This is a genomic window from Albimonas marina (assembly GCF_029223255.1).
Taxonomy (GTDB): Bacteria; Pseudomonadota; Alphaproteobacteria; order Rhodobacterales; family Rhodobacteraceae; genus Albimonas.
In genome coordinates this window covers 335025-349100 of record NZ_JARHUC010000003.1, presented here as the reverse complement: position 1 = coordinate 349100, position 14076 = coordinate 335025, and the positions used below count along the sequence as shown (strand labels likewise).

Here is a 14076-nt window from a genome sequence, read left to right as displayed (position 1 = left end):
GGAGGCGACGATGTCCATGGATCTTTCGCGCCGCGGCCTGCTCAAGGGCGGCCTGACGCTGGGCTGCTCCGCCGCGGCCTTTCCGCTGATGTCGAAGGTCACCTTCGCCTCGGCCCCCGGCGACAACCGGCTGGTGGTGATCGTCCTGCGCGGCGCGCTGGACGGGCTCGCCGCCGTCGGGCCCTACACCGACCGCGACTACCTCTCGATGCGCCCGCACCTGGCGACCACGCCGGACCGCAAGGGCATCGACCTCGACGGCCGCTTCGCGCTCCACCAGGAGCTGGGCGCGCTGATGCCGCTGTGGCAGGCGGGCGAGCTGTCGTTCGTGCACGCCGTCTCGACCCCCTACCGCGACAAGCGCTCCCATTTCGACGGGCAGGACGCGCTGGAGAGCGGCACCGAGGCCGAGAGCGGGGGCATGACCCCCTCGAAGGACGGCTGGCTGAACCGGGCGCTGTCGCTGCTGCCGGGCGCGAAGGCGAACACCGCCGTCGCGGTCGGGCGGGACAACATGCTGCTGCTCGACGGCGCCAATCCCGCGCTGAACTGGTCGCCGGATTCCGACATCCAGCTGACCCCCCAGGCGCTGCAGCTGTTCGAGATGATCTCGGCCCGCGATCCCCTGTTCGCCGCCGCCGCGAAGGAGGCGACGCAGATCGACGCGTCGCTCTCGATGGAAGGGGGCGCGGCCAAGACCGTGGACGCGGTCAGCCTCGCCGCCCTCTCGGCCGAGATGCTGCGCGGCGAGAGCCGGATCGCCGCCTTCTCGCTGGGCGGCTGGGACACCCACCGCCGCCAGGCGGGGGCGATCCGCAAGCCGATGAACCAGCTCGCCGAGGCGATCCTGGAGCTGAAGAAGGGCCTCGGCCCGGTCTGGGGGCAGACGGCGGTGATGTGCATCACCGAGTTCGGCCGCACCGCGCGCGAGAACGGCTCCGAGGGCACCGACCACGGCACCGGCGGGCTGATGATCTACGCCGGCGGCGCGCTGTCGAAGGCGAAGGTCTTCGGCGAGTGGCCGGGGCTGCGCTCCTCCGACCTCTTCGAGGACCGCGACCTGATGCCCACCGACGACCTGCGCCGCCACGCGGCCTGGACCCTGCGCACCCTCTACGGGATGGACCGCGCAGGGCTGGAGCGGACCGTGTTCCCCGGCATCTCGATGGGCCAGGAAACGCGCATCTTCGCCTGACGGCGCAGGGGCGCGCCCTGCCCGCCGCAGACGAGGCAAGAGCCTGTCGAGCAGGCCGACGGCCGTCGCGCGCAAGCGCGGCGGCCGTTTCGCTTGCGGGGAGGGGGGCGCCGCGTCGGGGCGCGCGCCGGTGGGGACGGGCGCGCCCGCGGCGCGGGGCGGGCGTTGCGCAGGGGGCTGAGGGGGCGGAAAGGCGGAGGCAGGAACATGGGCGGGCGTTGCGGGCGCTCCTGACTCACCCAAGAACAAAGCGCCCGCGCCTGGTCTCCGGAGCCGTCTCCGCTGTTGATGCCTGAGCGACTCGCCCGCCGGGGTCAAGGACAAGCCCCGCGCAAGCGCGGGGTCGCTTCGCGATCCTGGACCCCGGCGGGCGAGTCGCTCTTCACGGCATCAGCGAGAGACGGCTCCGAAGAACAGGCGCTGCCCGGGGGGCCAGGCGGCGCGGGCGCCAGGTTTGAGACAGGGGCCACGAACGGTGGGGCCGGGGCGCGCCGCGGGCGGGGGGGGGCGGCCGCGGGCGCGAGGGGGGACGCGGCGCGTTGCGGAGCGCCGGAGGCGGGCGGGTCAGGCGTCTAGGAGGCCGAGGTCGTGGAAGCTCGCGACGCGGTCGCGGCCGATGACGACGTGGTCGTGGACCAGGATGTTCACCGCCCGGCAGGCCTGGACGATGCGCGCGGTCATCTCGACGTCGGCCTGGCTGGGGGTCGGGTCGCCCGACGGGTGGTTGTGGGCGAGGATCAGGGCCGAGGCCTGCAGCTCCAGCGCCCGGCGCACCACCTCGCGGGGGTAGACGGGCACGTGATCGACCGTGCCCCGGCCCTGCGCCTCGTCCGCGATCAGCAGGTTCTTGCGGTCGAGATAGAGGATGCGGAACTGCTCCACCGGCTCGCGCGCGATGCGGGTGCGGCAGTAGGCGACGAGCTGGTCCCAGCTCTGCAGCGCGTCGCGCCCCAGCACGCGCGCCTGGGCGAGACGCTGGGCCGCCGCCTCGACGATCTTGAGCTCCTGCACCACCGCGTCGCCCACGCCCTGCACCTCCGTCAGGCGGGCGGGCGGGGCGGAGATCGTCTCGTCGAAGCCCCCGAAGGCGCGCAGCAGCCGCTTGGCGAGCGGCTTCACGTCCCGGCGGGGGATGGCGCGGAACAGGACCAGCTCCAGCAGTTCGTAGTCCGGCATCGCCTCGGCGCCGCCCTGCATGAACCGCTCCCGCAGGCGGCGGCGGTGCTCGACATGGTCGGGGGGCGGGGCGGCGGGATTCTTCGGCTTCGGAGCGCCGGCGGGGGGCTGCGCAGGCCAGGCGGCGGCGAAGCCGGCGTCGGGGTCGGCCTCGGCGAAACCGGGGGCGCGACGCGCCCGTCTTGCGCCCGCCAGGCCCTCGGCGGCCGGCGGGGCCGGGGCCTGGCGGCCACGGCCCGCGTCGTCGGACGGGGGCGGTTCGGCGCCGGCGGACGGGGCGGCCGAGGGCGCGCCCCCGCCGCGAGGGTTTCGGGCCGCGCCCGAGGCGGCGGCGCCGCGCCGCCCAGCGGACTCCACGTCCCCGTCTTCAGACGGCGACGGCGCGAGGCCTGGCAGCAGCGGCGCCTCGCGCAACGATTCTTCAGAAGAGGCTCTTCGGCCCATGCGCGACTCCGCTTCAGACGGATGCGCAGAAGGTGAACCGGAAGCGTTAGCGGAGGGTTAAGACGTCGAGGACGTTTCGGGGCTGAAACCGCCGCCGGGCGCCGGCGGGTTAAATCAGATCGGATGATTTAAGCGGGGGCCCCCGCGGCGGAGAGATCGGTTCGCTCGTCCCCATCGCTCGACGCCGGACGAGGCGGGACGCGGGGACGGACGTCAGCCGACCGGCCCGGGTCGAGATGGCGGACGAACCGGGCGCGACGGCGCGCCCGGGCGACGGCGACGGCCGCTTCGGGCTCAGCGGTCCCAGGTCGGGTGGAAGCGGCCGGCGGGGGAGAGGGTGAAGATCTCGCAGCCCTCCTCGGTCACGCCGACGGCGTGCTCGAACTGGGCCGAGAGGCTCTTGTCGCGGGTCACCGCGGTCCAGCCGTCGGCGAGCGTCTTGGTCTCGGCGCGGCCGAGGTTCACCATCGGCTCGATGGTGAAGAACATTCCCGGGCGCAGCACCGCGCCGGCGCCGCGGCGGCCGAAATGGAGGACGTTGGGCGGCTCGTGGAACTCGCGCCCCACGCCGTGGCCGCAGAAGTCGCGCACGACCGAGCAGCGCTCCCCCTCGGCGTAGGTCTGGATGGCGGCGCCGATGTCGCCGAAGGTGTTGCCGGGGCGGACCTCGGCGAGGCCGCGCATCAGCGCCTCGTGGGTCACGTCGATCAGCCGCTCGGCCTTGCGGTTGGGCGTGCCGGCCACGAACATGCGCGAGGTGTCGCCGTACCAGCCGTCGACGATCACCGTCACGTCGATGTTGAGGATGTCGCCGTCCTTGAGCTTCTTGGGCCCGGGAATCCCGTGGCAGACCACGTGGTTGACCGAGATGCACGAGGCGTGGCGATAGCCGCGGTAGCCGATGGTCGCCGAGGCGGCGCCCTGGTCGAGGATGTCCTGCTCGATCCGCGCGTCCAGCTCCTCGGTCGAGACGCCGGGGCGGACGTGTTCGGCGATGCGGTCGAGGATGCCGGCGGCGACCTGGCCCGAGGCGCGCATGCCGGCGAAGTCCTCGGGACGGTAGATGCGGATTCCCTCGGCGGTCACGGCGGGCTGCGGCGCGTCCATGCCTGCTGCACTCCTCTGATATCGGCGGATCCGATGCGGACTGGTCGGAAGGCAGGTTAGCGCATTCCGCCCGGGTTGGCGACGGGCGCCGGGGTCGCGCCGGGGCCGCTCCGACCCGCGACGGAACGTCCCGCCAGGCGGAGGGGGAGGCGCGGGGCCCGGGCCTGCGCAGGCGCGACCTGTCCCGCCCGATCCGGAGGTTTCCTCGCCAAGGCAGGGCCTTGGCGGCCGGCCCGGCGCGGCGCGGAGGCGGAGCGGACCGGGGGGACGGGCGCGCCGGCGGCGGCGAGGCGCCCTGCCCCGGCCGGCGGCGGCCCGGACCGGACGGTTAAGACGATCTTAACCAAGATTGCGCTCAATTCGAAACGTCCGCCCGCCGCGGGCGGCGCCGGCCGGGGTCGGGCGCCGGCGCGCGGGCGGCGCGGCGAGGGACGTCGGGCGGGGGCGCCCGGCCGCGAGGGCGAGGGGAGCGCGCCATGGCCAACTACGTGCAGATCGACAGCACCACGCCCCGCATCCTGGCGGGAGGCGACGGGCTGTTCATCCGCGCGGGCATCAACCTGATGGCGCTGTCGCAGGACGCGATCCTCAACACCGACCAGCAGGCGGGGATCGCGGTGCTGATCGACGGCGGCGCGACCTCGATGGCCGACGACGGGATCGACCTGGACGGCAGCCTCTCCTCCGACCCGTTCCGCATCGACGTGGGCGAGACGGGGGTGCTGCGCGCGGCGCCGGGGGCGGCCGACTTCGCCGGGGTCGAGATCGACGGCGCCGCCGGGCTGCGGCTGGGCAACCGGGGCGAGATCGTCGGCGGCTCGGGCCTGCGGCTGGCGGGCTCGGGGCCGGCAGCGATCGAGAACGCGGGCGCGATCTCGGGGCTGGCCTCGGGCGGGGCGGCGCTGTGGGGATCGCTGCTCGAGGCGCTGGACCTGGCCAACGGCGGAGAGATGACCGGGGCGACGGGCGTCAGCCTCGCGGGATGCGACGCGGCGATCACCAACCTGGGCGCCATCGTGGGGACCGAGGGGGCGGCGATCGCGCACCTGGGCGGCGACCTCTCGGTCGTGAACCGCGGGACCGTGGCGGGCGCGCCCGACGCGGCGGCGGGGATCCAGGCCGAAGGGTCGGGCGCGGACCGGGTGGCCCTCGGCGGCGACGGGGCGACGACGGGGCTGAGCGGCGCGTCGCTGGCCGGCTTCGCCTCGGCCGTGGTGGTCAACGACGGGCTGATCCTGGGGCTCGGCCTGGGCGGGGGCGCCGCGCGCTTCGGGCTGGGGGTGTTCGGGGCCGGGACCCTGCGGCTGGAGAACGCCGGCGCGATCCGGGGCGAGAACGGCGTGGTCGCGCAGGCGGCGCAGGCCACGATCCGCAACGGCGGAGAGATCGCGGCGACCGGCGCGGGGGGAACGGCGCTGGACGCGGGGGGGCCGGCCTCCGGCGGTCTGCTGATCCTGCGCAACGACGGGGTGATCGCGGCGGCGGACGTGGCGGTGCGCTCGGGCGCCGGGCTCGACCGGGTGCGCAACCTGGGCGAGATCGCGGGCGACGTGGACCTGGGCGACGGCGCAGACCAGCTGCGCAACGGGCGCGGGGACGTGACGGGCGACGTGCGGCTGGGCGCGGGCAACGACACCTTCCGCGGCGGCTCGGGCGAGATCGGCGGGCGGGTGCTGGGGGGCGACGACAACGACACGCTGCTGGGCGGGCGCGACGACGACGACTGGTTCGAGGGCGGCGGCGGCCACGACCTGATGAAGGGCCGGGGCGGCGACGACGTGATCCGCGGCGGCTTCGGCCAGGACACGCTGGCGGGCGGGCCGGGCGACGACGAGCTGACCGGCGGCGCCCTGGCGGACGTGTTCCGCTTCGGCCGGCGCGCGGGCGAGGACGAGATCCTCGATTTCGAGGACGGCGTGGACGCGATCCACCTGCGGGCCCTGGCGCTCGACGGCGCGCGGCTGCAGGCGGTTAAGGACGCGAGCGCGGCGATCTCCGGCACGGCGGTCGTGATCGACCTGACGGAGCTGGGGGGCGACGGCTCGGTCGTCGTCCAGGGGCTGACGGTCGCGCTGATGACCGCGGACGACTTCATCTTCTAGGGCGCGCGGACGCCTCGGCGGACCTTCGCGCCGGGGCCGAATCCCCGGCGCGGCGGCGGGCGCGCGGGCGCGGCGCCCCGCGGCGAGGCGCAGTCCGGGCGTGGCTTTCGGGCGACCCGGAGCGGCGGCGCGCCGGGGCGGCGCGCGGGCGGCCCGGGCGGCGACGCGCGCGCGGCAAGCGTCTGGCGCGAGGGAATAGTTCCGGAACGCCCTCCCGAACCCGCGCGCGACGATCCGGCGGGAGCGGCGGCCGGGCGGCGAGGGCGCGTCCGTTCATAACCTGCCCAAAGGTAAATTAAGGGTTGCCGCCGTGCACGCTCCGGGCGTTCAATTCGGCTCACGTCGGGGGGCGTGTGGGATGGATCGGGGGGTGAAGGTCGTGTCCGGACGCCGGATGGACGCCAAGTTTCCGCAACCGCGCCGGTCAGGCGCGGCGGCGGACCGGCGCGCGTCCCCGCGTTCGGGACCCGCCGCGCGGCGGGACGGCGGGAGGAGGCGCGCCGCCGCGCCCCTGTCCGCCGCGGCCGCGAGCCCCCTGCATCGCCTTCGCGCCTCCGGGCTTTCTCGTCCGTTTCCTTCCCCCTCCTGCAGCCGCGGGCCCGCTTCGGGGCGGCGCGCGCGGCTCAGCCGACCCGGATCGCGATCATGGCCTACATCATCCAGCTCAATTCCAACCTGAAGACCACGCTGAACTCGAACGACGTGCTCTACGTCGGGCGGGACGTCCTGCTGGCGCGCAACGCCGCCGACTACGCGGTGGACAACGTCGCCGGCTCGGCGGGGATCGAGGTGATCATCGACGGCGTGGTGGTCTCGCTCGGCGCCTCGGGCGTCTATCTTGCGCAGGGGGCGATCACCACGCCCTCGACGGTGCGCGTGGGGCAGACGGGCGCGGTGCACGCCAACGACGGCAACGGCGTCGGGGTGATCCTCTACGGCAACGAGTACCGGCTGCTGAACGCCGGCGAAGTCACCGGCAACAGCGGCGTCTACACCGCCAGCTTCGTCGAGCAGAGCGTGATGAACGACGGCCTGATCTCGGGCGCGGGCTACGCCGGCATCCACATCAACGGCGGCGACGACACCGACATCGTGAACACCGGCGTGATCGAGGGGCTTCGCTTCGGCATCCGCTCGATCGCCGACACCGGGCGCGACGGCGTGCTGGCGAACCGGGTGGTGAACTCGGGCACGATCTCGGGCTTCGGGATCGACGGCGTGGGCGTCGACGCCTCGGCGCAGGAGATCGAGGTCGGCTCGATCGTCGTGCGCAACATGGGCGAGATCCTGGGGGTCGCGGCGTCGTTCAACGGCGGGATCGCGGGGGACCTGCTGGTGAACTTCGGCCTGCTGAGCGGGCTGGTCGACACCGGCGCGGGCGAGGACGTGGTGCGCAACCACGGCTCGGTCGAGGGCTCGATCCTCACCGGCGCAGACGGGGACCGGCTGGTCTCCACCGGCGAGATCTCGGGCGACGTCGACCTGGGCGACACCGCCGACACGATGATCAACCGCGGCGGCGGCGTGACCGGCGACGTGCAGCTGGGCCAGGGCAACGACACCTACAAGGCCCGCAAGGGCGGCGAGGTCGACGGACGCGTGCAGGGCGGCGACAACAACGACAAGCTCCTGGGCTCGAGCGCCGACGACGTCTTCGAGGGCGGCGGCGGCTTCGACACGCTGCGCGGCCGGGGCGGCGACGACGAGCTGAAGGGCGGCGCGGGCGACGACTTCATCGCCGGCGGCGCGGGCGACGACATCCTGACCGGGGGCCTGAACGCGGACGTCTTCAAGATCGGCCGGCATTCGGGCGACGACACGATCACCGACTGGGTGGACGGGGACGACGTGCTCGACCTGCGGGCGCTGAACATCGAGATCTCGACCTCGGTCGGCGACGTGAAGGCGGCCTCGCAGAACCGGGCCGGGGGCGTGGTGATCATCGACCTGGACGCGCTGGGCGGGGACGGCAGCCTCGAGATCGCGAACTGGAACGTGAACCTGATGACCGCGGGCGACTTCATCTTCTGATCCGGGCCGCGCCGCGGGCCCGGCCCGCGGCGCGCCTTGCGACGGAAGGCGATCGAGGGGGGAGCCGAGCATGGCCAACATCGTGCAGACCGACACGGCGTCGAGCGTCGCGCTCGTCGCCGGGGACACCTGGTATGTGCCCGAGGGGGTGAAGGTGATCGTGCCCTCGATCACCGCCGTCAGCGGCGCCGCGGGCGTCGGGCTGGTGAGCCTGGGCATCGACGGGACGGTCGCGAGCCTGAGCGCGGGCGGGGTGCGCATCGACGCCGCCGAGGCCGGCGCGAACGTCAACATGGTGGTCGGCGAGACCGGCGCGGTGCGCGCGGTGCGCGCGGAAACCTCGAGCGCGGTGTACCTCCAGCGCGGCGGCGCCGATCCCAACGGCGCCGCGCGGCTGGTCAACGACGGCGAGATCTCGGGCGTGCGCGGGGTCTACATGGGCGGCTTCGCGGCGGCCACGGTGCTCAACGGCGGCGTGATCTCGGGCGTCTACAACGTCGGCGTGCAGTTCAACGACTTCACCGAGGCCAAGCTGACCAACACCGGCGAGGTGCGCGGGCGCACGGGCCTGAACGTGGCGGGCTTCCAGGCCGACATCGACAACGTCGGGCGGATCACGGGCCACGACAACTACGGGCTGCTGGGCAACGGCGCGCAGATCGACCTGACCAACTCGGGCGTGCTCGAGGGGAGGGACTTCGCGATCTACCTGCTGGGCGGGTCCGCGCATGTCGTCTCCTCGGGGGTGCTCGGGGGCGACGCGTCCTTCTCGAGCGGCGACGACGTGCTGGTGAACCTCGGGCTCGCGAACGGAAACGTGTCGCTGGGCGGCGGCAGCAACCGGCTGGAGAACGCGGGCGAGCTGATCGGCGGCGTGGCCGGGGCCACGGGGGCCGACGTGGTGATCAACGACGGCCTGCTGGCGGGCGCCGTGGACCTGGGGCGCGGCGCCAACCTGCTGCGCAACGGCGGACGGCTGGACGAGGGTTTCTTCGGCGGCGCGGACGTGGACCGGGTGGTGAACCGCGGCGAGATCGGCGGCGACGTGGAGACCGCGGGCGGCGCGGACCTGGTTCGCTCGACGGGATCCATCGACGGCTCGGTGCGCACCGGCGCGGACGGCGACCGGGTGGTGATCGCCGGCGGGGTCGGCGGCGACGTCGACGCGGGCGACACCGCCGACGTGGTGATCAACCGAGGCGGCGCCGTCGAGGGCGACGTGGTGCTGGGCCAGGGCAACGACCTCTACCGCGCGCGCGAGGGCGGCGTGGTCGAGGGACGCATCCAGGGCGGCGACAACAACGACCGGCTGCTGGGCGGCTGGACCGACGAGGCGATGGAGGGCGGCGGCGGGTTCGACCTGCTCAGGGGCCGCGCCGGCGACGACGACCTGACGGGCGGCGCCGGGCTGGACACCATCGTGGGCGGCGCGGGCGACGACGTGATGACGGGGGGCGCGGACGCCGACGTCTTCGTCATCGGGCGGCGCAGCGGCGACGACCTGATCACGGACTGGACCGACGGCCAGGACGTGCTGAACCTGCGCCGGCTGGGCGTCGAGATCTCCACCTCGGTGGGCGACGTGAAGGCCGCTTCGCAGAACCGAGCGGGGGGAGAGGTGATCATCGACCTCGACGCGCTGGGGGGCGAAGGCTCCCTCAACATCGTGGGCTGGAACGTGGCCCTGATGGATTCATCCGACTTCATATTCTGAGGCGCCGCCGCGCGCCGACCAGGGGGAACAGACGCTCATGGCCTACATCAACCAGCCGTCCGCAACGACCACCGTCTCCGTCGCTGGCGGAGACACCTTTTACCTCGCCGAGACCGAGTCGATCATCGTCGCCAGCGTGGCCGCCGCCATCCGCGGCTCCTCCCTCGTCGGCGACACCGAGGTCGTCATCGACGGCGACGCGGTTTCGGTGGGCCTGAACGCGATCTGGTTCAACGCCAACGGCGCGGTGGAGTGGTACTTCCACTTCGGGGAGGAAGCCTCGATCCGATCCGCGCGCGGGCTGGCCGCGTCCTCGGTCTACCTGATCGGCGATGCGCCCACCGCCATCGAGAGCCGCCTCGAGCTGAACAACGACGGCGAGATCTCGGGCACGCGCGGGATCTTCGCGCAGGACATCGGGACCGCCGCGGTCGCGAACGGCGGGATCGTGCGCGGCGCGGTGACGGCGGGCGTGCACCTGCAGCAGGTCGTCGACGCGACGGTGTCGAACACGGGCGAGATCTCGGGCCGGACGAGAGGCGTGCTGCTCGAGAACGCCGACGGGACGATCTTCAACTTCGGCGACGTCCTCGCCCTCGACGGGGTCGGGATCGACCTGCAGGACGCCGTGGCCGAGATCCACAACGAGGGGCTGATCGCCGGCACGCTGTTCGCCCTCCGCTCGACCGTGCAGGGGACGTCGCTGTGGAACAGCGGCGAGATGCGCGGCGACGTGGACCTGTCCGACGACGGCGACGCGGTCTTCAACAGCGGCCTGATCGCGGGCGACCTGGACCTGAACGGCGGCGGCAACGATCTGACCAACTCCGGCGAGATCCAGGGCGGCGTCGATGCGGCCGGCTCGGTCGACGACATGCGCAACAGCGGCGTCGTGTGGGGCGACGTGGACCTGGGCGAGGGCGACAACCAGCTGCGCAACTCCGGCGAGCTGGGCGAGGGCTACTACGGCGGCGCGAACGCGGACCTGGTGGTCAACCGCGGCTCGATCGCCGAGGTCATCGACGCCGGCGCCGGCGACAACACCGTGCGCAACCTGGGCTTCGTGGGCGGCGAGATCACGACCGGCAACGACGTCGACCTGGTGGTGAACCGCGGCGTGGTCGCCCAGAGCATCGAGACGCTGGGCGACACGGACGTGGTGCGCAACCACGGCTCGGTCGGCGGCTCGATCTTCACGGCGGGCGCAGGGGACAAGGTGGTCAACACCGGCGAGATCGACGGCTCGATCGACACCGGCGACACGGCCGACACCGTCGTCAACCGCGGCGGCTCGGTCGGGGGCGACGTCTCGCTGGGCCAGGGCAACGACACCTACAAGGCCCGCAAGGGCGGCGAGGTCGACGGGCGCGTGCAGGGCAACGACAACAACGACACGCTGCTGGGCTCGACCGCGGACGAGACCTTCGAGGGCGGCGGCGGCTTCGACACGCTGCGCGGCCGGGGCGGCGACGACGAGCTGAAGGGCGGCGCGGGCGACGACCTGATCGCGGGCGGCGCGGGCGACGACGTGATGACCGGCGGGATCAACAACGACGTCTTCGTCATCGGCCGCCATTCGGGCGACGACCAGATCACCGACTGGACCGACGGCGAGGACGTGCTGAACCTGCGGGCGCTGAACATCGAGATCTCGACCTCGGTGGGCGACGTGAAGGCGGCCTCCCAGAACCGGGCGGGGGGCGTGGTGATCATCGACCTCGACGAACTGGGCGGGGACGGCAGCCTCGAGATCGCGGGCTGGAACGTGAACCTGATGAGCTCGGACGACTTCATCTTCTGATCCCCCGGCGCGGCCGCCCTTTCCGGGGGGGCGGGGCGGCCGCGCGCCTCTGAACGGAGACCTCCCCCGATGGCTTTCATCAATCAGCTCAGCTCGAGCACGCAGCGCGTGCTCGCCCCGAACGACGAGCTCTACGTGGGGGCCGGCGTGAAGCTCGTCGTCACCCTCGACGCCGTCACGGGCGGCGAGGGCGCCGTGGTGCGGGTCGACGGCACGGTCGTCTCGCTGTCGGACGACGCCATCGACCTCGCCGCGCCCAACGGCTCGAACGTCTCGACGGTGGTGAGCGTGGGGGCGAACGGCATCGTCTCGGGCTCGGGCGGGGCCTACGCGGATTTCGGGCTGCGCCTGTCGTCCGGGCGCCAATTGGTCAGCAACGCCGGCGACATCTCCGGCGGCACCGGCGTCTACGCCACCAACGGCACGGGCATGACGCTGCAGAACTCGGGCGCGATCCGCGGGCTGGACCGCAGCGCGGCGGGCGTGGACGTGCGGACGAACGGGTTCCTGGACGTGGGCAACTCCGGCGTGATCGAGGGGCCGAGCTTCGGGGTCTATTCCCAGGGCTCGACCTTCCTGGCGAACAACACCGGCGTGATCCGCACCCAGTCGCTCGGCTCGGCCACGGGCATGGACGCGAGCGGCGGCGCCGGGCGCGTGACCAGCGTCTACAACGGCGGCGAGATCCACGGCGCCGTGGGCCTGGAGCTGTCGATCTTCGAGACGGGCGCCCTGGTCAACGCGGGCCGCATCGTGGGCGCGGCGCAGGAGGGCGCGTGCCTCGACCGGATCGACGCGGCCTCGGTCGACAACAGCGGCCTGATCGTGGGCGCGATCGGGCTCGCGCTCGACGAGGTGGGCGTCGCCACGGTCCGCAATGGCGGCGAGATCGCGGGCCTGTCCGGGGCCGGGATCGACGCGGAACCGGACCTGATCGCCTCGCGCCTCGATCTGCGCAACACCGGCGAGATCAGCGGCCTGGGCGCGGCGGTGCGGGCGGGGTATCTCGACGACCGCGTCTGGAGCTCGGGCGCGATCCTGGGCGACGTGGCGCTGGGCGACGGGCTGAACCGGGTGCGCAGCACGGGCGAGATCGACGGCGACGTGATCGTGGGCCGAGGGTCCGACCGGGTGGCGAACGCGGGCGAGGTGAGCGGCGACGTCGACACGGGCGCCACCGCCGACTCGGTGATCAACCGCGGCGTGATCGGCGGCGACGTCTCGCTGGGCCAGGGCAACGACACCTACAAGGGCCGGAAGGGCGGCGAGGTGGACGGGCGCGTGCAGGGCGGCGACGACAACGACACGCTGCTCGGCTCGTCCGAGGACGACGTCTTCGAGGGCGGCGGCGGGTTCGACACGCTGCGCGGCCGGGGCGGGGACGACCTGCTCCGCGGCGGCGCGGGCGAGGACCTGATCGCGGGCGGCGCGGGCGACGACGAGATGGCGGGCGGCATCAACGCCGACGTGTTCCGCATCGGCCGCCATTCCGGCGACGACCGCATCGCCGACTGGACCGACGGCGAGGACGTGCTGAACCTGCGCGCGCTGAACATCGAGATCACCACCTCGGTGGGCGACGTGAAGGCGGCCTCCCAGAACCGGGCCGGAGGCGTGGTGATCATCGACCTCGACGCGCTGGGCGGGGACGGCAGCCTCGAGATTGCGGGCTGGAACGTGAACCTGATGAGCTCGGACGACTTCATCTTCTGAGCGGTGCCGGCGGGGGGCCGCGCGGGCCGCCCGCGCGCGCTCAGTCGGGCTCGATCACCGGCAGGGGGCGGCCGAGGCGCACGCCTTCGGGCGTGATCTCGCAGGCGTGGGCCAGCGCCTCGACCCCCGCGGCGCGGGCAGCCTTGAAGGCGGCGGCGTAGGCGGGGTCGATGTCGGCGGCCAGGCCCACCCGGTCGCAGTCGGTGCGCTGCACGAGGTAGAGCATCGCGGCGCGCGCGCCCTGCCCGACCATGGCGGCGAGCTCCTCGAGATGCGTCCTGCCCCGCGCGGTCTTCGCGTCGGGGAACTCCGCCAGACGGTCCCGCCGGCGCAGGGTGACGCTCTTCACCTCGACATAGGCGTCGGGAAGGCCCTGCGCGCTCAGCAGGAAGTCGACGCGCGAGCGGACGCCGAACCGCGCCTCGGCCCGCACCTGGTCGTAGGCGGCGAGGGCCGGGACGAGGCCCGCGCGCAGCGCCTCGCCCGCCACCTTGTTGGCCGCGCCGGTGTCGACGGTGGCCCAGCCGCCGTCGGGGAGCGCGGCGAGCTTCCACGACCAGCGCAGCTTGCGCTTGGGGTCGGCGACCGGGGCGAGGAGGATCGTCATCCCCGGCTCGGCCAGGCCCGTCATCGCGCCGGGGTTGGCGCAGTGGGCGGTGATCTCGGCGCCCGCGTCGGGGCCGTCCTCGAGCACGGCGTCGGCCAGAAAGCGCTTGTAACGGCGCACCAGCCGCGCTTTGACGAGGGGGAGCGGGAATTCCATGCCCGGACCCTTATCCGATGGCGCGCGGGA

General features: G+C 73.5%; 9 protein-coding genes. 6 read left to right on the top strand and 3 right to left on the bottom strand.

Annotated elements, in window-relative coordinates; genetic code table 11:
* The first annotated feature begins 10 nt into the window (after positions 1-10).
* Complete coding sequence (locus P2H44_RS09185; protein ID WP_345798986.1) at positions 11-1195, top strand: DUF1501 domain-containing protein; 1185 nt, start codon at positions 11-13, stop codon at positions 1193-1195.
* 564 nt (positions 1196-1759) lie between these two features.
* On the opposite strand, the gene radC is transcribed toward P2H44_RS09185, so the two are convergent.
* Positions 1760-2566, bottom strand: a complete 807-nt coding sequence (gene radC / locus P2H44_RS09180; RefSeq protein ID WP_275763669.1) for a RadC family protein — start codon at positions 2564-2566, stop codon at positions 1760-1762.
* A gap of 543 nt (positions 2567-3109) precedes the next feature.
* Positions 3110-3922 (bottom strand): type I methionyl aminopeptidase, encoded by an 813-nt coding sequence (map, locus tag P2H44_RS09175; protein WP_275763209.1) that lies wholly within the window; start codon positions 3920-3922, stop codon positions 3110-3112.
* A gap of 476 nt (positions 3923-4398) precedes the next feature.
* Here map and P2H44_RS09170 point away from each other — a divergent pair, with 476 nt between their 5' ends.
* From P2H44_RS09170 to P2H44_RS09150, 5 genes are all read left to right on the top strand, one after another.
* Positions 4399-6024, top strand: coding sequence for a calcium-binding protein (locus P2H44_RS09170; RefSeq protein WP_275763208.1), 1626 nt, complete (start codon positions 4399-4401; stop codon positions 6022-6024).
* A gap of 645 nt (positions 6025-6669) precedes the next feature.
* Positions 6670-8055, top strand: a complete 1386-nt coding sequence (locus P2H44_RS09165) for a calcium-binding protein (RefSeq protein WP_275763207.1) — start codon at positions 6670-6672, stop codon at positions 8053-8055.
* Between the two features lie 70 nt (positions 8056-8125).
* Positions 8126-9769, top strand: coding sequence for a calcium-binding protein (locus P2H44_RS09160; protein ID WP_275763206.1), 1644 nt, complete (start codon positions 8126-8128; stop codon positions 9767-9769).
* A gap of 37 nt (positions 9770-9806) precedes the next feature.
* A complete protein-coding gene (locus P2H44_RS09155; protein WP_275763205.1) occupies positions 9807-11570 on the top strand; it encodes a calcium-binding protein in 1764 nt (587 codons plus the stop codon).
* Positions 11571-11639: 69 nt separating this feature from the next.
* The gene (locus P2H44_RS09150) at positions 11640-13283 is read left to right on the top strand and encodes a calcium-binding protein (RefSeq protein WP_275763204.1); all 1644 of its coding nucleotides are present in this window, start codon (positions 11640-11642) and stop codon (positions 13281-13283) included.
* Between the two features lie 40 nt (positions 13284-13323).
* Here the strand turns inward: P2H44_RS09150 and sfsA are convergent, their stop codons facing one another.
* Complete coding sequence (sfsA, locus tag P2H44_RS09145) at positions 13324-14046, bottom strand: DNA/RNA nuclease SfsA (protein WP_275763203.1); 723 nt, start codon at positions 14044-14046, stop codon at positions 13324-13326.
* Positions 14047-14076 lie beyond the last annotated feature (30 nt).